The organism is Haemophilus sp. oral taxon 851 str. F0397 (assembly GCF_000242295.1).
GTDB lineage: Bacteria > Pseudomonadota > Gammaproteobacteria > Enterobacterales > Pasteurellaceae > Haemophilus.
The window spans coordinates 1-23,564 of the sequence record NZ_JH591065.1; the positions used below are offsets into that span (position 1 = coordinate 1).

A 23,564-nucleotide genomic window follows, 5' to 3' on the forward strand; every position below is an offset into this window, starting at 1 on the left:
ATAGGGATTTTCAAATCCCTTGCAAGTACTTTTTACAAAAAATCATTTGAATGAACAAATTTTATTCGTCATCTAATTTTCTATAGCCTTTCAAGCCATTCTTTCTCAAAATTTCGTTTAATTTCTTTAATAAACGCTCTTTTTCCGATTGACTTAAAAATTGACTATTTTTATTTTGCAAAGCGCATACTAACTTCCAATAAAAATCTAAAGTTGCTCCGCTGCCACTTTTCTTTAATTCCACCAATGCATTTTCTGCACCTATTTCTCTTAGCATAGCAACATCAGTAATGCCAACTTTTATTAGCGCTCTTTCATGCTTGATAGTTAAATTGGGTAAATCCTTTAACCTATTTAACTTTCTTAAAGTACGATCTAACTTTTGATTGCGAATTTGCTGAATAGAAAGAATAATCAACTTTCTACACAACATATTATTACGCATCACCTGATCTGAAAGTGCATAATATTGAGAAAGTACAAATCTCTTATTCAACTCATTTGTTGTAAACGGTTCACAACCTAATTTACTTAATTGAATTGCAAGCTCATCCTCACCACGTAGATAAAGTTTTTTATTCTGCCAAATGGCAAACATTGTCTCTTCCTTGTGAAAGAAACCGTAACCTGTAAAAAGATTTTTAAAGGTAACATTTCCTACCAACTGATCTAATAGAAGGCAAACATTATTTATATGCTCGTCTTTTATATTCATATAAATCTCCTATGAATAACAATTTTAAAGATGGTCAGTAGAAGTACTTCTGATTTGGTTTATATCATGAAGTTTTTAATCTTACTAAGAATAAATTTCAGATTTGTGAAGCTGATCGTAAATTTGAAATTTATTTTTATGTAAACAATTAGTTTATATATAAATATAATATATTTAAAAATTTTCTTACTATTATACTTTGTATATAATTTAACCTAAAAATTCAATTAACAAGCTTTATCATAACTCCCTCATTTTGAGGTTTAACTCTGCTTTTTTTGGAATACAGATCCCATATTTTTCCAAATATGAATATTTTTCTTGACCTGTACATCAATACAGATATAATCACAAAAAACTTGAACATTCAAACAGGAATTTACTTATGGCGACTCAAGAAGAAAAACAAAAAGCACTAGCTGCAGCATTAGGACAAATAGAAAAACAATTTGGTAAAGGCTCAATTATGAAGTTAGGTGATACCAAAACGTTAGATGTAGAATCTATTTCTACTGGATCACTTGGCTTAGATGTTGCACTAGGAATTGGTGGTTTACCTATGGGACGAATTGTAGAAATTTTCGGACCTGAATCATCAGGTAAAACAACATTAACTCTTTCCGTCATTGCTCAAGCGCAAAAAGCGGGAAAAACCTGTGCGTTTATTGACGCAGAACACGCCCTTGATCCTATTTATGCAGCAAAACTTGGGGTGGATGTAAAAGAACTTTTTGTTTCCCAACCAGATAATGGTGAACAAGCACTTGAAATCTGTGATGCACTGGTTCGCTCTGGCGCAATTGATGTAATCATTGTGGACTCTGTTGCCGCACTGACACCAAAAGCTGAAATTGAAGGGGATATGGGGGATTCCCATATGGGGCTGCAGGCTCGTTTAATGTCACAAGCTTTGCGTAAACTTACTGGCCAAATTAAAAATGCAAACTGTTTAGTTGTATTTATTAACCAAATCCGAATGAAAATAGGTGTGATGTTTGGTAATCCTGAAACCACCACAGGCGGTAATGCATTAAAATTCTATTCTTCTGTTCGCTTAGATATTCGTCGCACTGGTTCTGTAAAAGATGGCGAAAATATTATTGGAAATGAAACACGTGTAAAAGTAGTAAAAAACAAATTAGCGGCACCATTCCGTCAAGTAGATTTCCAAATTCTTTATGGCGAAGGTATTTCAAAAGCAGGGGAATTATTAGAACTTGGTGTAAAACACAAGCTTGTAGAGAAATCAGGTGCGTGGTATGCCTATAATGGAGAAAAAATTGGCCAAGGTAAAACCAACTCAATGAAATGGCTCAATGAAAATCCAGAAAAAGCAGATGAATTAGAAGCTCGTTTACGCGCAGAATTAGTGGCTAATCCAGAACAAGCTTTAATGGCTGACATTGAACAATCTGAAAATAGTTCAGAATCAGAAAGTGATTTTGAATAAATCAAATCATCAACGCCAAAAGTGCGGTCATTTTTAACCGCACTTTATATCAATTCAATAAAAAATAAAGGAATCATTCCTTGTCATCCCTTGCTTTTAATTACATAGTTAATCTTCTTTCTCGCAGAGAATATAGTGAATTCGAGCTCCGCAATAAAATGCAGGAAAAGAACTTTTCGGAAGAAGAAATTGATGATGCATTATCTTTATGCCAGGCAAAAAATTGGCAAAGTGATCGTCGTTTTTCAGAAAATTATGTGAATTCACGTGCACAAAAAGGTTATGGTGTAGGAAGAATTCGACAAGAATTACTCCAATTAAAAGGTGTGTCTTCTGATATTATTGATGAAGTTTTAATGGAATCAGAAATTGATTGGTATGAAATGGCAGAGAACTTGTTACGTAAAAAATTCCCAAATTACAACGAACAGCAAACGCCTAAAATGAAACAAAAAATTTGGCAATATATGCTATCACACGGATTTCGTAGCGATGAATTTGCTGATTTAATTGGGCAAAACCAAAATGAATGGGATTAATGTAAAAGTTGAGAGCAAATTTTATATATCCAAATGCCCAATGTTGTCATAGCTAAACATCCGAATAAATGCATAGCCAGTACACTAAATCCATTTAACCATTTATCATTAAAAAATAATTCCACAACTTCGGAAGAAAAAGAAGAAAATGTGGTTAGCGATCCTAAAAAACCGGTAATTAAAAATAATCGCCATTCAGAACTAATTTGTGGAAATTGCCAAAAAAGCCCAAGTAAAACACCAATAATTAAACAACCAAGCAAATTAGCGATTAAAGTCCCAAAAGCAAATGAGGAAAATAAAGGATTAAATAACAATCCTATAGTCCAACGCAATGATGCACCTAATATTGCACCACAACTTATGAATAATAATGCCTGCATTAATAATCTAATCCAAATTGAGTTCGCAAATAACGAGCGACAGATTCTTCTTTATTTGAGCCAATAATTTCTAACTCAAGACAAGCTTTTTTTAAACGAATATCTGCATCTTGCATGATACAGCCTTTACCAGACCAAGAAAGCATTTCTACATCATTCATTCCATCACCAAAAGCAATACAGTCTTTTAACTCATATTCTCGTGATTCAAGTAAATGTTTTAATGCGTCGCCTTTTGAAACATTCTTATTCATTACTTCCAAACAAGCTAATGCTGAATAAACAATTGTCGTTACGTCACCAAACTTATCTCGTAAATAAGCTTCTACTTCAACTAAATCTTCTGGAGTTTTACCAATAAAAAAGACTTTTTCAGCACCACGGCCATGATGTTTGGAAAAATCAACTACGTTATAATCGAATCCCGATTCTTTATGGAACTGACGCATTGCAGGAATATCTTTATTAGTAAACCAACCTTCATCTTGATAGCTATTCATGCATACTTTGGAAGTATCAAATGGCGTTTTGTAAAGCTCGAGAACTAACTCTTCAGGCAAGCTGTTGCTATAAAGCAAATTACCCTGTAAATCCCGTACACGAGCACCGTTTGATGTAATCATAACCGACTAAATGTTCAGGTGTTAAAAGAGTGCCATCTAAATCAGACACCATTGCTCGAAAAGGTAAATTCATAAAAACCTCAAAAAATAAATTGCGGTTATCATATCACTAAATATACAAATTGCCCTTGTCTAAGATCAATGTATAAAAAACCGTAATAAAAATAACCGCACTTTATTAAGGATTAAGGCATTAAATCAACTGATATATTTCCTTTCATTTGACAGCAGCACGCTAAAACATAACCTTGTTTAATTTCGTCTTCTGTTAGCGGTCCGTTTGAACTCACTTCATAATCACCACTCACCACTAAAGTTTTACAAGAACCACAAATACCTTCTCTACAGGCGGCAATAATCGGTGCTTTATGTTCTTCCAAAGCAGCTAATAATGTTTTTCCAACAGGTACAGAAAAAGTTTGAGGTACTGGATTAGTAATAGAAAGCGTCACTTGTTTACTATTATCTAACATACAATTTTCTGCTGAAGAATGAAATTGCTCTAAAAAGAAACGCTCGGATGGGATACCAAGGAATTCTGTCATCGCACGTAAATCACGCATATAACTCTCAGGGCCGCAAGTAAGCACTGTATAATCAGCTATATTGGGTACAAGTTCAGATAACATTTGACTATTTAAACGTCCATCTATAAAACCATCATCCGCATCAACAGAAGCATTAATAAATAATTTTAACTGTGGAAATTGTTCTTTCAGTAATGCCCATTCTCGTTTAAAAATAACATCTTTAGGCGAATGGACACTATAGAATACAACCACATCTACATCCGGTTTATTTTTTAATAACCAGCGAGTCATAGACATGATTGGCGTAACGCCACATCCACCAGCCACAAGCAAATATCGATCACTTACAATGCGGGTACAGGTAAATTTACCCATTGGATCGGATAGCCAAATTTGATCACCTTCTTTAATTTCGGATGTAATCCAATTAGAACCAACTCCATTTTTAATACGGCGAACGGTTAAAGTAACAAAACGGCTCATTCCTGGCGTAGACGATAGTGTATAAGCTCGCACAATATTTGGCGTATTACGAATACTTACTAAAGCATACTGACCAGGCTCATAAGGGTAAAAATCTTGTGCTATTAATTCAATTGTATAGACATCATCAGTTTCCTGATGAATAGAATGCACCTGCATTTCGTTATAACACAACGGATTCTGATTATTTGACATAGAATTTTCTCTTTGAAGATAGAAAAAAGTGCGGTGGATTTTTAAAATGTTTATAAAACTAATACTACAAATTAAAAAATCGACCGCACTTTTCTATGAAATGTTATTTAGCTAAAGCTTCAGCCATATCTTGTTCAGGCGTAGTCAAACCGCGCAAACCGAATTTTTCATTTAATAATGCCATCACATTATCATTTAAAAACGCTGGAGCAGTCGGCCCTGTATAGATATTTTTAACACCTAACGCCAATAGGGTGAGCAAAATAACAATAGCTTTTTGCTCAAACCAAGAAAGTACCAGCGTTAATGGCAATTCGTTAACGCCAACACCCAGTTTTTGAGAAAGATTTACAGCAAGCATTATCGCAGAATACGCATCATTACATTGCCCAACATCTAACAAGCGAGGTAACCCATCAATAGCACCAAAATCTAATTTATTAAAACGATATTTACCACAACCTAAAGTTAAAATCGCACAATCTTCCGGTACTTGACGAGCAAAATCAGTGTAATAGCTACGTTCACCTTTGCTACCATCACAACCGCCCACTAAGAAAACATGACGTAATTTTCCACCAGCCACAAGATTAATCACAGCATCTGAAGCATCTAATAAAGTTTGACGACCAAACCCAACGGTAATTTTGTGTTCTAATTCATCATAAGGGAATCCTGCCATTTCTTGTGCTTTCGCGATAACTTGACTGAAATTACGATCTTCAATGTGCGTTACACCAGGCCAGCCCACAATGCTACGGGTATAAATACGATCTGCGTAATTACCAACATTAGGATCAATAATACAGTTAGAGGTCATAATTACAGGACCAGGGAATGTAGCAAATTCTTTCTGCTGATTTTGCCAGCCACTTCCATAATTACCAACTAAATGGTTGTATTTTTTCAATTCTGGATAACCATGGGCAGGCAACATTTCACCATGAGTATAAATATTTATCCCTGTGCCTTCCGTTTGTTCTAAAAGTGCTTTTAAATCTTTTAAATCATGGCCAGAAATTAAAATACATTTTCCTGCTACAGGCTTCACATTTACCGTTGCTGGAACAGGATGACCAAATGCTTCTGTTTCACCTGCATCTAATAAACTCATTACTTGAAAATTCATATTACCGATGCCAAGAGCCTTTTCTAACAATTCATTTAGATCACTTGGATTCGTTCCTAGCCACGCCATAAACTCATGGAATTGACGATATACCTCATTATCAAATTTACCTAAAACATGAGCATGTTCCATATAAGCAGCCGCACCTTTTAAACCGTATAAGCAAAGCATACGCACGCCATGTACTTCTTCCCCAATCAAAGTGCGGTCAGAATTTAGGGCAAAATTTGCTGCTTGTTTTGTTAAATCAGAAATCGTTGCACCTTCAAGCTGTAAATGAGCTAATGGATGGTTTATATCAATACTTGGATTTAGTGTACGGCAGCGTTTCATTAAATTATCGCGATAAGCGATGGCTTGTTGCGCATATTCAACTATACGTTGAGAATCAAAGTTTACATTAGTCAAGGTAGAGAAAAATGCTTGTGCCGTAAAAGCATCAATTTCATTATCGATAATAGCTAAATCTCTCGCTTGAATAGCCCAAGCAGATAAGCTTTGCAGAGTTGCAACAAGAAGGTCTTGTAAATCAGAAGTTTCCGCAGTTTTACCGCACATTCCTTGAGAGTAACTACAACCGTTACCCACAGGTGTACGCATTGTTTGTTCGCATTGTACGCAGTACATAATTAAGTCCTTTTGATTAGAATAGAAAGTTTCGTTATAAACCCGATAAAATCACTCAGATTTATAAAAAAATGATAAAACCTTTTTTCTACTAGATACAAAAGGAAATTTTGATTAATTAGAATTTGTTTGATCTAGATTAAGCCAACATCAATAACGAGTTAATCTATTTTTATTTAAAAGAATATAAATTCTAACAATACTAAAAACCACACAATAAAATTCTATATATTGGCATTACCAGTTGAAAAACGATAACAAATTTCATTTTATTTCTCTTATAATGAAATTGTTCGAACAACAAGCAGTATCTCGAATGATGTATGTTTATTCCCCAATGGATAGTCAAAAAACAAGGAGATTATTATGGCTTTCAATATGAAAAACAGACATTTACTTAGTCTTGTTCATCACACAGAACGTGAAATTAAATATCTCTTAGATCTCTCCCGAGATTTGAAACGAGCCAAATATGCAGGCACAGAACAACAAAAATTAAAAGGCAAAAATATCGCGCTCATCTTTGAAAAAACCTCCACCCGCACACGTTGTGCATTCGAAGTCGCCGCTCATGACCAAGGCGCTCAAGTCACCTACATCGACCCTAACTCCTCCCAAATTGGCCACAAAGAAAGTATGAAAGATACCGCCCGCGTATTAGGCAGAATGTATGATGGCATTGAATATCGTGGCTTTAAACAAAGTATCGTTCAAGAACTTGCTGATTATGCTGGTGTGCCAGTATTCAATGGTTTAACCGATGAATTCCACCCAACACAAATGCTTGCCGACGTACTTACCATGATTGAACATTGCGACAAACCATTAAGCGAAATTAGCTATGTATATATTGGAGATGCTCGCAATAACATGGGTAATTCACTTTTATTAATTGGCGCAAAATTAGGTATGGATGTTCGTATTTGTGGACCTAAAGCATTATTACCAGAAGCAAGTCTTGTGGAAATGTGCGAAAAATTTGCGAAAGAAAGTGGCGCTCGTATAACTGTAACTGAAGATATCGACAAAGCGGTGAAAGGTGTAGATTTTGTCCATACTGATGTGTGGGTTTCAATGGGTGAACCATTAGAAACTTGGGGCGAACGCATTAAATTATTACTTCCTTATCAAGTAACACCAGAATTAATGAAACGCACTGGTAATCCAAAAGTGAAATTTATGCACTGCTTACCAGCCTTCCATAACAGTGAAACCAAAGTTGGTCGTCAAATTGCTGAAAAATATCCTGAATTAGCTAATGGTATTGAAGTAACTGAAGACGTATTTGAATCTCCAATGAACATTGCATTTGAACAAGCAGAAAACCGTATGCACACAATTAAAGCAGTCATGGTAGCAAGTTTGGCATAAGGAGACAGTATGAGAATAGTGATTGCATTAGGCGGTAATGCGTTATTACGACGCGGAGAGCCGCTGACAGCCGAAAATCAACGACAAAATGTTCGCATTGCTTGTGAGCAAATTGCTAAGATTTGGCCAAATAATGAATTAGTGATAGCACATGGTAATGGCCCACAAGTGGGTTTACTCGCCTTACAAGGCGCTGCCTATACTGATGTACCAACCTATCCTTTAGATGTATTAGGTGCAGAATCAGTAGGAATGATTGGTTATATGATTCAACAAGAACTTGGTAATTTAGTTCCATTTGAAGTGCCATTTGCAACTTTATTATCTCAAGTAGAAGTTGATATCAACGACCCAGCTTTTAAAAATCCAACTAAACCAATTGGCCCTGTTTATACGAAAGAAGAAGCTGAACGTTTGGCAAAAGAAAAAAATTGGTCTATAGCACAAGATGGTGATAAATATCGTCGCGTTGTGCCAAGTCCATTGCCAAAACGTATTTTTGAAATTCGTCCGGTAAAATGGTTGCTTGAAAAAGGCAGTATCGTAATTTGTGCGGGTGGCGGTGGTATTCCGACCTATTATGATGAGCACCATAATTTACAAGGCGTTGAAGCCGTTATAGACAAAGATCTATGTTCGGCTTTACTTGCAGAAAATCTTGACGCTGATTTATTTATCATCGCAACTGACGTTTCTGCAACTTTCGTAGATTGGGGTAAACCAACTCAAAAAGCAATTTCTGTCGCATCACCTGAAGCTATGTCAGAACTTGGTTTCGCTGCAGGTTCCATGGGGCCGAAAGTACAAGCCGCGATCAACTTTGCAAAACAAACAGGAAAAGATGCAGTAATAGGCTCTTTATCTGATATTGTGGACATTGTGAAAGGAAAAGCTGGTACTCGTATTACGAAAAAAGCTGAAGGCATATCCTATTATGCTTAAATAATAAAAGAACTTTGAGAAATCATTCTCAAGGTAAAAAGTGCGGTCGGTTTAACCGATGTTTTTACCAACCGCACTTTAAACGTTACACATAAGGAGCTCGCTATGGATGCGTCCAAAAAGAAGAAAACGTTTAATTTCCCATCAGCGTTTACCATTTTATTTGCAATCTTAATTCTCGCTGTTGGATTGACCTGGGTAATTCCATCCGGTTCATATTCAAAATTAACATATAACTCCACAGATAATGTTTTTGTAGTTAAAGCTTACGGCGTTGACGATAAAACTTATCCCGCCACAACAGACACTCTTGATAATCTCAATATCAAAATAAAACTCTCCAACTTCACCGAAGGCGTGATCAAAAAACCAATCGCTATTCCTGGTACCTATCAACGTGTAGAACAACACCACAAAGGCATTGAAGACATCACAAAAAGTATGGTAGAAGGCACCATTGAAGCTGTTGATGTCATGGTCTTTATCTTCGTATTGGGAGGGATGATTGGTGTCATTAACCGTACTGGTTCTTTTAATGCTGGGTTGATGGCTCTCGCGAAAAAAACTAAAGGTAATGAGTTTTTTATTGTATTCAGCGTATCCGTCTTAATGGTGTTAGGCGGCACAACATGCGGTATTGAAGAAGAAGCGGTAGCATTCTATCCGATTCTGGTGCCAGTATTCTTGGCTCTGGGATACGATGCGATAGTCTGCGTAGGGGCTATATTCCTTGCTTCATCTATGGGAACTGCATTCTCTACAATTAACCCATTTTCCGTTGTTATCGCATCAAATGCGGCTGGTATTCAATTTACTGAAGGTATTGGTTTCCGTGCTCTAGGTTTAGTTTTAGGGGCAACTTGCGTAATCGCATATCTTTATTGGTACTGTAAAAAAATCAAAGCTGACCCAAGTTTTTCTTATACTTACGACGATCGCGAAGAGTTCCGTCAACGTTATATGAAAAACTTTGATCCAAACACAACTATCGAATTCTCAGCTCGTCGCAAATTAATCTTAACGCTTTTCTGTATTGCATTCCCTATTATGATTTGGGGTGTAATGGTTGGCGGATGGTGGTTCCCTCAAATGGCTGCGTCTTTCCTTGCCATTACTATCATTATTATGTTTATCAGTGGCTTGTCTGAAAAAGATATCGTGGAATCCTTCACAGAAGGTGCATCAGAATTAGTAGGCGTATCATTAATCATTGGTCTTGCTCGTGGCGTGAACTTAGTACTCGAACAAGGTATGATTTCTGACACAATCCTTGATTATATGTCTAATGTGGTTAGCGGTATGCCGGGTAGCGTATTTATCTTAGGCCAATTAGTCGTATTTATTTTCCTAGGTTTAATCGTACCGTCTTCTTCTGGCTTAGCCGTACTTTCAATGCCAATTATGGCGCCACTTGCTGACTCAGTGGGTATTCCACGCGACATCGTGGTTTCCGCTTACAACTGGGGACAATATGCAATGCTATTCTTAGCACCGACAGGATTAGTATTAGTAACACTCCAAATGTTGCATATTCCATTTGATAGATGGGTTAAATTCGTCATGCCAATGATTGGATGCTTATTGCTAATTGGTTCCATTTTATTGGTAGTACAAGTATCTTTATATAGTGTTTAACTAATTAGTCAAATTGCCGCCTAGATCACAGTTTTTCTAGGCGGTTTCTTTTATAATAAGTTATCTTTTTTGTTAGTATAAAAAGGATTTACTATGCTTAAAAAATGTTTCGATAATATCGATACTCGAATTCTTAAAGCATTACAACGAAATGGTCGATTACAAAATAATGAACTGGCCAACGAAATTGGTCTCTCCAATTCAGCTTGTTTACGTCGAGTGAATCACTTGGAAGAAAGTGGCGTAATTGATAACTATGTAGCCTTATTAAATCCTAAAAAAGTAAACTGTAATCTCATCGTTTATGCATTAGGCTCTTTCTTTGAAGAAGACCCAGAATTAAAAGAGCGGTTTATTTTTGAAGTGAAATTAATCCCTCAAATTACCGAATGCCATTTTATGGCTGGTAGCTTTGATTTCTTATTGAAACTCAATGTATCCGATCTCGATCAATTTAATTACATCAAAAACACCTATCTCAATTCTAGGCTTGGCATTAAAACCTTAAAATCAGAAGTTACACTAAAAACGGTTAAGTCAACAACTGAGTTGCCTTTATAAAAAAACTCGTATTATTGATACGAGTTTTTATAACAATTAACAAACTTCAGCCTGTTCTAATATAACTTTTTGTAAAACTTTAATTCCTGCTTCTATATCTTTCCAATCAGTAAATTCAAGAGGGTTATGACTAATTCCCAAATGAGATGGAACAAAAATCATACCTGTCGGACAAAGTGTTGCCATATGCATTGCATCATGTCCTGCACCACTTGGCATTATTTCGTAAGAATAACCAAGGGAATGAGCGGTTTCAGCTATTTGGTTTACCATATTTTCAGGTAATACTATTGGATTATCTTTTGAAATAAGTTGTAACTCAATTAATAATCCTCTTTTTTCTGAAACTTTACTAATTTCCTCTTGTAATAATTCAAATACAGAATCTCTAGCTTGTACATGTGTACCTCGAATATCTACTAATAATTCGCAATATCCTGGCACAACATTCATTACTCCTGGTTTAGCTGTAATATTACCTACTGTGGCTACTGTAGAATGTCCAGCTTGAATAGCCGCTTGCTCAATAGCAAGTGATAATTCAGCTCCTCCTAACAATGCATCATGACGATAATGCATTGCTGTTGCTCCTGAATGATCTGCTTGTCCTTTAATTTTAACAATTGCACGAATCGGAGCAGCAATACCTGTCACAACACCTATTGTTTTTCCTTCATTCTCTAAACGAGGGCCTTGTTCTATATGAAGTTCAAAAAAACATTTAAATTCCTTTGCATCACGTTTTGCTTGATTAACCAAATTAAAATTCATTCCTACTTCAGCCATAGCTTCTGATAAACCCTTTCCTTGTTTATCACGTAACGAACTTAATTTTTCTTGATTTACTATGCCGCACATAACTTTACTACCCAATGTAGCAAAATTAAATCTACTTGATTCTTCACAAGTAAAAATGATCAATTCTAAAGGATAACGAGTTTGAATATTCTGTTCACATAATTGCAAAAGAATTTCCAACCCAGCAACAGATCCCAAAGGACCATCAAATTTACCAGCATTCACAACAGTATCAATATGTGATCCGAATGCAACTACAGGTAAAAAATCTTCTTTACCTGCCTTACGAATAAAAAGATTTCCAATTGAATCTCGACGAATAGATAAATCATATTCTTTACATAATTCAATAATCATATTATGGGCCTTTTCATCCTCCTCTGTAAAAGCTAAGCGAGTCAACTCGTTTGGTACTGATGAAATAAAAGCCAGTTTTTCAATTAAATTTTGAACACGATTAAGATTAATTGACATAGTTTTCTCCTGACACGGTTTATTTTTTGATATTCGTCAAACAATAATAATTTTTCGTTGAAAATTAACCTTTTCTAAGCGTAATATCGGTATTGCTAAATGCCTCTAAAAAGGAGTGGAAAATGAAAAACATGTTACTGCTCAGTAGCTCAAAATACAAGAACACAGGTTATCTTGAACATACCGTACCTTGGTTGCAAAATTTCTTAGCTGATTATAGTGGTAAAACAATTGCTTTTGTGCCTTATGCAGGGGTACGTCGCACTTTTGATGAATATGAAAAAACTGTGCAAAATGCACTTTCTGATTTAGGGATGAATATTGTTTCCGTTCATCATGGTGAGCAGCATCGAGATATCATTGAACGATCAGATGCCATCGCTATTGGCGGCGGGAATACATTTTGTTTGTTAAAACAGCTTTATGAACACAATTTGATTGATATTATTCGTGAAAAAGTAAATAAAGGTACGCCTTATTTTGGTTGGAGTGCTGGGGCCAATGTAGCGGGCGCATCTATTATGACAACTAATGATATGCCGATTACTTATCCTCCTTCATTTCAAGCATTACAGCTTTTTCCTCATCAAATTAATCCGCACTTTATTTCAGGTAAAATGCAAGGCCACAATGGTGAAAGCCGAGAAGAACGTTTGGCAGAATTTTTACTCGTTAATCCAACTGCATTTGTATATGCATTACCTGAAGGTTCTGCGCTTCATATACAAAATGAAATGGCAACTGTGTTGGGTGAAAATCCTATTTTGTGCTTCAGTGAAAATATGGAATGTGGCACATTTGACATCAATACAACTTTTTCTTATTAACTTAAAGGGAACATATAATGGAATTATTCAAATCCATCGTTGCAGTGATTGGCATTATTGCCACAATTTATTTTCTGATAAAAAAAGCCGAAACCCGAACCGTTTTGATTGGTGTCGGCTTAATAATGTCCATTCTGACACTTAATCCAATGGGCGCATTAGATGCTTTTGCCAAAAGCATGACATCTGGCGGATTAATTATGGCTATCTGTTCCAGTATGGGTTTTGCTTATGTAATGAAATACACTCAATGTGATACTCATCTAGTGCATTTACTTACCAAACCATTAAGCGGATTAAAATTCTTCTTAATCCCGATTGCAACAGTCATCACCTTTTTCATCAATATTGCTATTCCTTCTGCTGCTGGTTGTGCAGCTGCGGTTGGCGCAACATTAATTCCCGTTTTAAAAAGTGCGGGTGTTCGACCAGCTACTGCTGGGGCAGCTATTTTAGCAGGGACTTTTGGATCAATGATGAGCCCGGGTTCTTCTCACTCAGCAATGATTAGTGAAATGTCAGGCTTAACTATCGCTCAAGTAAACCTTTCACATGCGCCATATAACATGATTGCGGGAGCAATAGGTGCGGTTGTTTTAACAATTCTTGCGCTTGTTTTTAAAGATTATGGTGAACAACATCGCCAAGCTTATCTTGCAGAACAAAAAGAAAGTGAAATTAAAGTTGTTGAAGGCGTCAATGTACTTTATGCCCTTGCACCATTAATACCATTAGTTATTTTAGTGATTGGTGGAACATCATTACAACAAGTGCCAGGTCTTGAATGGACTAAAATGGGCGTTCCTCAAGCAATGCTGATTGGTGCAATTTATGGCATTATCGTCACTCGTATTTCCCCAGTAAAAATCACTGAAGAATTTTTCAATGGTATGGGAAATTCTTATGCAAACGTACTTGGTATCATCATTGCAGCCAGTGTTTTTGTAGCAGGATTAAAATCTACGGGCGCAGTGGATGCTGCAATTTCTTTCTTAAAAGAATCCAACGAATTTGTACGTTGGGGTGCAACAATTGGACCATTCTTAATGGGGTTAATTACAGGCTCTGGCGATGCTGCAGCGATAGCCTTTAACAGTGCCGTCACACCACATGCTGTAGAACTCGGCTACACTCATGTAAATCTTGGTATGGCAGCAGCAATTGCTGGTGCAATCGGTCGTACAGCTTCACCAATTGCAGGTGTAACCATTGTTTGTGCAGGCCTTGCGATGGTAAGCCCAGTAGAAATGGTAAAACGTACCGCACCAGGCATGATACTTGCTGTTTTATTCTTAGCGTTATTTATGTTGTAAAAATAGTAAAAAATTGACCGCACTTTTTTTAAGTGCGGTCTGTTTTTATAGACTTTTAAAGGAGAAAAAAAATGAACTTAGATTTAAATCAACTTGTTAAATGGCGTCGTGAATTTCATCGTTTTCCAGAAATTGGTTGGAGTGAATTTTGGACAACTTCTCGCATTGCGGATTACTTGGAAGACTTAGGTTGTTTTGAAATTTTTCTTGGTAAACAAATTATAAACCCTGACTTTGTTCGTGGACGAAAACAAGCCGTAGTAGATAAAGGCTTAGCTAATGCAAAAGCCTATGGAGCCAATGAAAAATGGCTCGAAAAAATGGAAGGGTATACTGGTTGTGTGGCATTATTTGATTCAGGTAAACCAGGAAAAACCATCGCGTTACGTTTTGATATCGACTGTGTGAATGTAACGGAAACTCGCTCACCAGAGCATATTCCAAATAAAGAAGGTTTTGCCTCAATTAACGATGGATTTATGCATGCTTGTGGACATGATTCACATATTACAATAGGTTTAGGCGTTGCATTATGGATCGCTCAGAACAAAGATAAACTCACTGGAAAAGTAAAAATTGTATTCCAACCAGCAGAAGAAGGTGTTCGAGGTGCAGCAGCCATTGCACAAAGTGGAATAATTGATGATGCAGATTATTTTGCTTCTTCACACATTAGTTTTTGCGCGAATACAGGCACAGTTATTGCTAATCCAAGAAATTTTCTTTCCACTACAAAAATTGATATTCGCTACAAAGGTAAACCTGCACATGCAGGTGCTGCGCCTCATTTAGGTCGTAATGCTTTATTAGCTGCAGCTCATACAGTCACTCAACTTCATGGTATTGCACGCCATGGTGAAGGCATGACAAGAATTAATGTGGGTGTGCTAAAAGCGGGTGAAGGACGAAATGTCATTCCATCCTCTGCTGAATTACAATTAGAAGTGCGGGGAGAAAATAAAGCAATTAATGAATACATGACTGAACAAGTCATGCAAATAGCCAAAGGTATCTCCATAAGTTTTGATGTCGCGTATGAAACTGAAATTGTAGGTGAAGCCGTGGATATGAATAATGATGTTGAACTTATAAAACTCATCGAAGAAATATCCCTTGAACAACCACAAATAAATAACGTAAATTCAAATTATGCTTTCAATGCAAGTGAAGATGCGACTATCTTAGGTAGACGTGTACAAGAACATGGAGGCAAAGCTATTTACTTCATTCTTGGTGCAGATCGCACAGCAGGTCATCATGAAGCTGAATTTGATTTCGATGAAAATCAATTGCTTACTGGGGTTAATATTTATACTTCTTTAGTACAAAGATTATTAGCTTAATTAAATAAAAATATTTTTACTCCTTTCTTTTAAGAATCCTCTATTTTTCTTAAAATAAAGGCAATATCTACCCACCTTATAAGGAAAACTTAATGATTAATAGACGTCATTTTATTCAAATCGGTGCAAGCAGTATTCTTGCATTAAGTGCAAGCCGTTTTGCGACAGCAAAAGATAAACATGATGTAGATTTACGTATTGTTGCGACTACTGACGTTCACAGCTTTTTAACAGACTTTGATTATTACAAAGACGCATCAACCGAGAAATTCGGTTTTACTCGTGCAGCAAGCCTTATTCGTCAAGCTCGTTCTGAAGTAAAAAATAGTGTATTAGTAGATAACGGTGATCTAATTCAAGGTAATCCAATTGCAGACTATCAAGCTGCACAAGGCTATAAAGAGGGTAAATCTAACCCTGCGGTTGATTGCTTAAATGCTATGCACTATGAAGTGGGAACTTTAGGTAACCATGAGTTTAACTATGGTTTAGATTATTTAGCTAACTGTATCAAACAAGCTAAATTCCCAATTGTAAATGCCAATGTAGTAAAAGTCGGAACTGAAGAACCTTATTTCATACCTTATGTTATTCAAGAAAAATCAGTTATTGATAATCAAGGTAAAACACATAAATTAAAAATTGGTTATATAGGTTTTGTACCGCCACAAATTATAGTTTGGGATAAAGCGAACCTTCAAGGCAAAGTGGAAACCCGTGATATTGTAAAAACAGCACAAAAATATGTCCCTGAAATGAAGAAAAAAGGGGCAGATATTATCGTTGCATTAGCTCACACTGGCCCGTCGGATGAACCATACAAAGAAGGTGCTGAAAACTCGGCATTCTATTTGGCAGACGTTCCACATATTGATGCGGTTATTTTTGGTCACTCACACCGTTTATTCCCAAATAAAGAATTTGCGAAATCACCAAATGCGGACATCGTAAATGGTACCGTAAAAGGCGTACCAGAAAGTATGGCTGGCTATTGGGCAAATAATATCAGTGTGGTAGATTTAGGTTTAACAGAACACAAAGGTAAATGGATTGTGACTTCAGGCAAAGCGGTGCTTCGTCCAATTTATGATGTAGAAACCAAAAAAGCACTTGCAAAAAATGACCCAGAAATTACCGCACTTTTAAAACCAGTTCACGAAGCGACACGTAAATTTGTTTCTCAACCTATTGGTAAAGCAACAGATAATATGTACAGCTATCTTGCATTAGTACAAGATGATCCAACCATTCAAATTGTTAACCAAGCGCAAAAAGCTTATGTAGAAAAAGTTGCACCAAGTGTTGCAGCAATGGCTGGCTTACCTATTTTAAGTGCAGGCGCACCATTTAAAGCGGGTGGTCGTAAAAATGACCCAACAGGTTATACCGAAGTAAATAAAGGTGAATTAACTTTCCGTAATGCGGCAGACTTATATCTCTATCCAAATACATTAGTGGTTGTTAAAGCCACAGGCGAACAATTAAAAGAATGGTTAGAATGCAGTGCTGGTATGTTTAAACAAATTGACCCTACAAGTGATAAACCACAATCATTAATAGATTGGGAAGGTTTCCGCACTTATAACTTTGATGTGATTGATGGTGTCAATTATGAATACGATCTAACCAAACCTGCTCGTTACGATGGCGAATGTAAGTTAATCAACCCAGAATCGCATCGTGTAGTAAATCTCACTTATCAAGGTAAACCAGTTGATCCAAAAGCAGAATTTTTAATTGCAACCAATAACTATCGTGCTTACGGTAATAAATTCCCAGGCACTGGCGATCAACATATTGTTTACGCATCACCAGATGAAAACCGTCAAATTTTAGCTGATTACATTAAAGTAACTAGTGAAAAAGAAGGTTCTGTAAACCCTAGCGCGGATAAAAACTGGCGTTTTATGCCTATCACAGGTAACGATAAATTAGATGTCCGTTTTGAAACATCGCCAAGCGAACAAGCGGCGAAATTTATCGCTGAAAAAGCACAATACCCAATGAAACAAGTGGGTACTGACGAAATCGGTTTTGCAGTGTATCAAATTGATTTATCTAAATAATAATTAGGAAAATAAAATGCCATCTAAATATTAAAATTTAGGTGGCATTTTTTCTTCCTAAAGAGCGGTTAAATTTTTGAGTATTTTTGCTTAATTTTTAATTCATTCTCTTTATGTTTACCGGTAATATAGCAACCGACCACATTCCCAAATTCATCATTCAAAACTATTACTTTTATACAAGGAGATTAAATAATGAAAAAATTATTAACCACTATCCTTTCTGCTACAGCTATTCTTTTCCCTTTAACAACATCTGCAAATACTACGGATAAAGTAGAACAAAGTGCGGTACAACCAGAAAAAGCAAAAGGGATTTGGATTGATGTACGTTCTGCGGAAGAATTTAATAGTGGTCATTTACAAAATGCAGTTAATATTCCGCACGATCAAATTATTGAAGGAATTAAAGCTGTTAGCTCAGATAAAAATGCCCCTATCAATCTTTATTGCCGTAGTGGTCGACGCGCAGAAGTTGCATTAAATGATTTGAAAAAAGCTGGTTACACTAACGTTACTAACCATGGTGGCTATGATGATTTAGTTAAAAAAGGTTTGAAATAATAGCACTCAGTTTCTTATAAAATCCCCTAAATTTCTTACTAAAACATTTAGGGGATTTTTTATTCAAAATAGAATCAAATAAAAACACCCTGTGGATAACTCATAAATAATCTGTCATAAAACTGTTTTTACTCACTTGGTAACTTTGAGAAAAAATAAAGTTGTTAATAACTTTCTATTTTACACACAAGATTTTTAAAGAAAATGATCGCATTTTCACAAGATCTTTAGATCCTATAACACCAGTTTCCATAAGGATCAAATAAGGTTACTCACAACCATAAAGGATTTTAATAATAACAATAATAAGATCTTTATATATAAAAAGAGATCTTATTTACTAATACAAACGTGATCTTTCAAAGGATCAATAGATCTATTCTTTTTTTGTCAGGTGTTTTAAATTTCTGTAAAATAACGCCAATTTTTTGATCCGAATAATATAGAGATAGATATGTTTTACACTGAAACTTATGATGTGATTGTGATCGGTGGTGGCCATGCGGGTACAGAAGCCGCGCTTGCACCAGCTCGAATGGGATTAAAAACCCTTTTATTAACGCATAATGTAGATACTTTAGGGCAAATGTCTTGTAACCCTGCAATTGGTGGGATCGGTAAAGGTCATTTAGTAAAAGAAGTGGATGCAATGGGCGGTTTAATGGCTCATGCTGCAGATAAAGCGGGGATCCAATTTCGCACTTTAAATAGCAGTAAAGGTCCAGCAGTGCGTGCTACTAGAGCTCAAGCTGACAGAGTTCTATATCGTCAAGCTGTTCGTACAGTATTAGAAAATCAACCTAATTTAGATATTTTCCAACAAGAAGCGACAGATATTCTGATTGAGCAAGATCGAGTTACAGGCGTTAGTACAAAAATGGGATTAACTTTTCGTGCTAAATCAGTGGTATTAACTGCAGGTACTTTCTTAGCTGGTAAAATTCATATTGGATTGGAAAATTATGAAGGTGGTCGTGCTGGAGATCCTGCTTCTGTAAATCTTTCACATCGATTAAGAGATCTCGGATTACGTGTGGATCGCCTTAAAACAGGTACACCACCACGTATTGATGCGCGTACGATCAATTTTGATATTTTAGCTAAACAGCATGGTGATGCCGTATTACCCGTATTTTCTTTTATGGGATCTGTTTCTGATCACCCACAACAAATTCCTTGTTATATTACTCACACCAATGAACAAACTCATGAAGTGATCCGTAATAACTTGGATCGCAGTCCAATGTATACCGGAGTGATTGAAGGGATTGGTCCACGTTATTGCCCATCCATTGAAGATAAAGTTATGCGTTTTGCGGATCGTAATTCACATCAAATCTATTTGGAACCAGAAGGCTTAACCAGTAATGAAGTGTATCCAAACGGGATCTCTACCAGTTTGCCGTTTGATGTGCAAATGGGCATTGTGAATTCCATGAAAGGTTTGGAAAAAGCTCGCATCATTAAACCGGGTTATGCCATTGAATATGATTATTTTGATCCACGTGACTTAAAACCAACGTTAGAAACTAAATCGATTTCGGGTTTATTCTTTGCAGGTCAAATTAACGGTACAACTGGTTATGAAGAAGCGGCGGCACAAGGCTTATTGGCGGGGATTAACGCAGGTCTTTACGTACAAGAGAAAGAGGCATGGTATCCACGTCGCGATCAATCCTATACTGGCGTATTGGTTGATGACCTTTGTACGCTTGGTACCAAAGAACCATATCGAGTATTTACTTCTCGTGCTGAATACCGTTTGTTATTACGTGAAGACAATGCAGACATTCGTTTAACGCCAATTGCCCATGAATTAGGTTTAATTGATGAGGCTCGTTGGGCGCGCTTTAATCAAAAAATGGAAAATATTGAACAGGAACGTCAACGCTTACGCAGTATTTGGTTGCATCCGCGTTCTGAATATTTAGAAGAAGCGAATAAAGTACTTGGCAGCCCACTTGTGCGTGAAGCCAGCGGTGAAGATTTATTACGCCGTCCAGAAATGACTTATGATATTTTGACTTCTTTAACGCCATACAAACCAGCAATGGAAGATAGAGAAGCCGTAGAACAAGTGGAAATTGCCATTAAGTATCAAGGCTATATTGAGCATCAACAAGAAGAAATCGAAAAACAAAAACGCCATGAAAATACGGCTATCCCGGCTAACTTTGATTACAGCAAAGTGTCTGGTTTATCTAATGAAGTACGTGCGAAGTTGGAACAGCATCGCCCAGTTTCCATTGGTCAAGCGAGCCGAATTTCAGGTATAACCCCTGCAGCAATTTCAATTATTCTGGTGAACTTGAAAAAGCAAGGGATGTTGAAACGTGGGGAATAAGATTTTCTGTGTTTGAAAGTAAAAGTGCGGTGAATTTTCACCGCATTTTTTATAGACTAGTTTAAAAAAATATAATTAATGGGTAAGAGCCTGTTTCACTGCTACATCTAATCTTGCTGTTGGACGGCCAAGCAATTTTTCAAGGGTTTTGTCTTCTGAAAATAATGCACCGTTTGACGCATCCACATCCCATTGTGCAATTAAGCCTGCAAAGCCTTCGTCTAATCCTGCTTGCACAAGTGCTGCGGCATAATCTGCTGCAGGAATATCCACGTAAGGGATTTCTTTACCTGTTTGTTTACTGATTTCTGCGGCAAGATCAGCTAATGTCCAGCTGGTTGAACCGGCGAATTCGTAAGTTTGATTTTCATGGCCTTCACCTAACGCGACATTGACTGCTGCTTCCGCAAGTTCTGCACGAAGTGCGGATGAAATTTTTCCTGTTTTTGCCGAACCGTAGAAAGCATTGTTTTCTAATGCGCTCGGAATTGATTCTGTGTAGTTTTCGGTGTACTAGCCATTGCGTAAAATGGTGTAAGTGATACCGGAGGCTTTTAATGCGGCTTCGGTTTCAACGTATTCACCTGCAAGGGATTTTACCGTATTGTCGTTAGTGACACCGAGTAAGCTGGTGTAAATAATGTGTTTCACGCCTGCTTTTTTTGCCGCTTCAATCACGTTGTTGTGCTGTGCAAAACGCTGACCGATTTCATTGCTTGACACCAAAATTAACGTATCCACGCCTTGTAATGCTTCTACTTGTCCTTCTGTTTTTGAATAATCAAATTTGCGGGCTACTGCATCTGAAATTTTTTCTGGAGAGCGTACAAGCGCAATGACGTTTGCTTATTTTGCTTTTAATAAGTCTAATGCGATTGCGCCAAATTGACCTGTTGCACCAGTAATTGCGATAGTTTTAGTTGTCATGATATTTTCCTTTTCGTTAAGTTGAAATGATGTTTGAACATTTGATTGTTCGCTTGATGTGGCGTATTATATTTTAATACTTACTTTTGAGAAGTACTTACATAAACGTAAGTTTTGAAATTTTTTAAAAATAATTTTTAAATTATTGATTTTTAAGGAATTAAAAATGGAAAAAATTTTTGTTCGGGGAAATGTATTGGCTTCAGCTTGTCCATCTCGCCAAATTTTGCAGCATTTAACAAGCCGCTGGGGAGCATTGGTATTAGTAAGTTTACATTCAGGCACCAAGCGTTTTAGTGAACTTCGCCGTGCGATTGATGGCGTAAGCGAGCGTATGTTGACTAAAACACTGCAGGAATTGGAAGCTGATGGGATGTTAATCCGTAAATCCTATAATACCGTGCCACCGCAAGTAGATTACACATTAACAGAATTTGGGGTAGAGGCATCTAATAAGATGTTTGAGTTGGTGGATTGGTTGGAAACAAATTTGACAGGAATTTTGGTTGCAACAAAAAAACATTAAGGAAATCTACCGCACTTTTAAGTAAAATAGCGTAATTTTCCAAAGAGACAATAAATATGAAAGCCAAATTAGTCAGTTTACTTGCACAAGCAAATATAAAAATAAGTGATAAACAAATTCAGCAGTTGATTGATCTGGTCAATTTACTCAATAAATGGAATAAAGCTTATAATTTGACGTCAGTTCGTGATCCACAAGAAATGTTAGTCAAACATATTTTAGATAGTCTTGTAGTAAGTCCTTATTTACAGGGTGATAGTTTTATTGATGTCGGTACTGGCCCTGGCTTGCCTGGTTTACCTTTGGCAATTATAAATCCTTCCAAACAATTTGTCCTCCTTGATAGTTTAGGTAAGCGCATTAGTTTTATTCGAAATGCTATACGTGAGCTTGGACTAACTAATGTAATCCCAGTTTTAAGTCGAGTAGAAGAATACCAACCTGAAGATAAATTTGATGGTGTATTAAGTCGTGCTTTTGCTTCGTTAAAAGATATGACAGATTGGTGTCATCACTTACCAAAAGAAAATGGATATTTTTATGCATTAAAAGGTATTTATCAGGAAGATGAAATTAATGAATTGAATGAAAAATATACTATTCAAGAAGTGATTGAATTACATGTTCCAGAACTTATAGGTGAACGACATTTAATCGTTTTGCGTTAAAAAGTAACAAATAGATAAATTATTTTCTAAAAGTGTGATTTATATAACACTTTTTATGTGTTTTTAAGTTGAATCTAAAGCCAGCAAAGGTATAATCGGCGAGCTAAAATTATTTTGTAAAAGTGATGTCACGCATTTTATCTCACGCTAAAAAAAACTACAGAAAAGCTATTGTTATTGAGAGTCTTTTGCTTGTAGTTTTTTATTTGCTTATTTATGGATGGCAACGCCAAAGTGCGGTAGATTTTGGCTACGGTTTTTTAAGTGCCTTTTTGCCTTTTTGTACATTCATATTTATCATTTTTTACAGAAAACAAAATTTTTCAACAAAACTGACCGCACTTTATCGTGCTGAAGCAATAAAGTTCATTCTAACGATGGTTTTTATCATTATTGCCATCAAATGGTTATTCGTTATCAATTTTATTGCATTTTTTGTTGGTTTTTTATTGGCATTAGTGCTGAATAATATTATTCCACTTATTCTCAATAAAATTTAACTTTGGGTTATTCTTCTTCAGAACAAAGGAT

Annotated in this window: 20 protein-coding genes and 2 pseudogenes; 15 read left to right on the forward strand and 7 right to left on the reverse strand. The window is 36.3% G+C overall.

All coding sequences use genetic code 11. From position 1 onward, the window contains the following. Positions 1-61: 61 nt before the first annotated feature. Complete coding sequence (gene tfoX / locus HMPREF9096_RS08270; RefSeq protein ID WP_009499643.1) at positions 62-715, reverse strand: DNA transformation protein TfoX; 654 nt, start codon at positions 713-715, stop codon at positions 62-64. A 385-nt stretch (positions 716-1,100) separates the two neighbouring features. Here tfoX and recA point away from each other — a divergent pair, with 385 nt between their 5' ends. Both recA and recX read left to right on the forward strand, forming a co-directional pair. Then, positions 1,101-2,165 carry a recombinase RecA gene (gene recA / locus HMPREF9096_RS08265; protein WP_009499645.1) on the forward strand — a complete coding sequence of 355 codons (1,065 nt, stop codon included), beginning with the start codon at positions 1,101-1,103 and terminating at the stop codon, positions 2,163-2,165. 80 nt (positions 2,166-2,245) lie between these two features. Continuing rightward, positions 2,246-2,704 (forward strand): recombination regulator RecX, encoded by a 459-nt coding sequence (gene recX, locus HMPREF9096_RS08260; protein ID WP_032803214.1) that lies wholly within the window; start codon positions 2,246-2,248, stop codon positions 2,702-2,704. On the opposite strand, the gene crcB is transcribed toward recX, so the two are convergent. From crcB to hcp, 4 genes and pseudogenes are all read right to left on the reverse strand, one after another. After that, a complete protein-coding gene (gene crcB / locus HMPREF9096_RS08255) occupies positions 2,701-3,087 on the reverse strand; it encodes a fluoride efflux transporter CrcB (protein WP_009499647.1) in 387 nt (128 codons plus the stop codon). The two genes, recX and crcB, sit on opposite strands and share 4 nt — an antisense overlap. After that, positions 3,087-3,783 (reverse strand): annotated as a pseudogene (locus HMPREF9096_RS08890) (HAD-IIB family hydrolase). The gene crcB and the pseudogene HMPREF9096_RS08890 overlap by 1 nt, the downstream one beginning before the upstream one ends. Before the next feature lie 112 nt (positions 3,784-3,895). Then, positions 3,896-4,918 carry an NADH oxidoreductase gene (gene hcr, locus HMPREF9096_RS08245; RefSeq protein ID WP_032803215.1) on the reverse strand — a complete coding sequence of 341 codons (1,023 nt, stop codon included), beginning with the start codon at positions 4,916-4,918 and terminating at the stop codon, positions 3,896-3,898. Positions 4,919-5,021: 103 nt separating this feature from the next. Further along, entirely contained in the window at positions 5,022-6,674 is a 1,653-nt protein-coding gene (gene hcp / locus HMPREF9096_RS08240) for a hydroxylamine reductase (protein ID WP_032803217.1), read from the reverse strand. A gap of 366 nt (positions 6,675-7,040) precedes the next feature. Between hcp and HMPREF9096_RS08235 the strand changes: the two genes are divergently transcribed. The 4 genes from HMPREF9096_RS08235 (at position 7,041) to HMPREF9096_RS08220 (ending at position 11,183) form a co-directional block, all read left to right on the forward strand. Next, a complete protein-coding gene (locus tag HMPREF9096_RS08235; protein ID WP_009499652.1) occupies positions 7,041-8,045 on the forward strand; it encodes an ornithine carbamoyltransferase in 1,005 nt (334 codons plus the stop codon). A gap of 9 nt (positions 8,046-8,054) precedes the next feature. Then, positions 8,055-8,987: a carbamate kinase gene (gene arcC, locus HMPREF9096_RS08230; RefSeq protein WP_009499653.1), complete on the forward strand. Its 933-nt coding sequence runs from the start codon at positions 8,055-8,057 to the stop codon at positions 8,985-8,987. 105 nt (positions 8,988-9,092) lie between these two features. Further along, positions 9,093-10,622: a YfcC family protein gene (locus tag HMPREF9096_RS08225; RefSeq protein ID WP_005644136.1), complete on the forward strand. Its 1,530-nt coding sequence runs from the start codon at positions 9,093-9,095 to the stop codon at positions 10,620-10,622. A gap of 93 nt (positions 10,623-10,715) precedes the next feature. Continuing rightward, positions 10,716-11,183 (forward strand): Lrp/AsnC family transcriptional regulator, encoded by a 468-nt coding sequence (locus HMPREF9096_RS08220; protein ID WP_005644158.1) that lies wholly within the window; start codon positions 10,716-10,718, stop codon positions 11,181-11,183. A gap of 36 nt (positions 11,184-11,219) precedes the next feature. Here the strand turns inward: HMPREF9096_RS08220 and HMPREF9096_RS08215 are convergent, their stop codons facing one another. Continuing rightward, a complete protein-coding gene (locus HMPREF9096_RS08215) occupies positions 11,220-12,455 on the reverse strand; it encodes a Zn-dependent hydrolase (RefSeq protein WP_009499655.1) in 1,236 nt (411 codons plus the stop codon). Between the two features lie 122 nt (positions 12,456-12,577). Here HMPREF9096_RS08215 and pepE point away from each other — a divergent pair, with 122 nt between their 5' ends. From pepE to mnmG, 6 genes are all read left to right on the forward strand, one after another. Further along, positions 12,578-13,282: a dipeptidase PepE gene (gene pepE, locus HMPREF9096_RS08210; RefSeq protein ID WP_009499656.1), complete on the forward strand. Its 705-nt coding sequence runs from the start codon at positions 12,578-12,580 to the stop codon at positions 13,280-13,282. A 17-nt stretch (positions 13,283-13,299) separates the two neighbouring features. Further along, complete coding sequence (gene dcuC, locus HMPREF9096_RS08205; protein ID WP_005635328.1) at positions 13,300-14,595, forward strand: C4-dicarboxylate transporter DcuC; 1,296 nt, start codon at positions 13,300-13,302, stop codon at positions 14,593-14,595. A gap of 71 nt (positions 14,596-14,666) precedes the next feature. After that, positions 14,667-15,938: a M20 family metallo-hydrolase gene (locus tag HMPREF9096_RS08200; RefSeq protein ID WP_009499657.1), complete on the forward strand. Its 1,272-nt coding sequence runs from the start codon at positions 14,667-14,669 to the stop codon at positions 15,936-15,938. Between the two features lie 92 nt (positions 15,939-16,030). Beyond that, positions 16,031-18,004: a 2',3'-cyclic-nucleotide 2'-phosphodiesterase gene (gene cpdB / locus HMPREF9096_RS08195; RefSeq protein WP_009499658.1), complete on the forward strand. Its 1,974-nt coding sequence runs from the start codon at positions 16,031-16,033 to the stop codon at positions 18,002-18,004. A gap of 195 nt (positions 18,005-18,199) precedes the next feature. Beyond that, positions 18,200-18,568 (forward strand): rhodanese-like domain-containing protein, encoded by a 369-nt coding sequence (locus tag HMPREF9096_RS08190; RefSeq protein WP_009499659.1) that lies wholly within the window; start codon positions 18,200-18,202, stop codon positions 18,566-18,568. Positions 18,569-19,022: 454 nt separating this feature from the next. After that, a complete protein-coding gene (mnmG, locus tag HMPREF9096_RS08185; protein ID WP_009499660.1) occupies positions 19,023-20,912 on the forward strand; it encodes a tRNA uridine-5-carboxymethylaminomethyl(34) synthesis enzyme MnmG in 1,890 nt (629 codons plus the stop codon). A 75-nt stretch (positions 20,913-20,987) separates the two neighbouring features. Here mnmG and HMPREF9096_RS08895 read toward each other — a convergent pair. Further along, positions 20,988-21,839 (reverse strand): annotated as a pseudogene (locus tag HMPREF9096_RS08895) (SDR family oxidoreductase). Between the two features lie 166 nt (positions 21,840-22,005). Here HMPREF9096_RS08895 and HMPREF9096_RS08180 point away from each other — a divergent pair. From HMPREF9096_RS08180 to HMPREF9096_RS08170, 3 genes are all read left to right on the forward strand, one after another. Then, positions 22,006-22,365, forward strand: a complete 360-nt coding sequence (locus HMPREF9096_RS08180; protein ID WP_009499663.1) for a helix-turn-helix domain-containing protein — start codon at positions 22,006-22,008, stop codon at positions 22,363-22,365. 56 nt (positions 22,366-22,421) lie between these two features. Then, positions 22,422-23,033, forward strand: a complete 612-nt coding sequence (gene rsmG, locus HMPREF9096_RS08175; protein ID WP_009499664.1) for a 16S rRNA (guanine(527)-N(7))-methyltransferase RsmG — start codon at positions 22,422-22,424, stop codon at positions 23,031-23,033. 125 nt (positions 23,034-23,158) lie between these two features. After that, entirely contained in the window at positions 23,159-23,533 is a 375-nt protein-coding gene (locus HMPREF9096_RS08170) for an ATP synthase subunit I (RefSeq protein ID WP_009499665.1), read from the forward strand. Positions 23,534-23,564 lie beyond the last annotated feature (31 nt).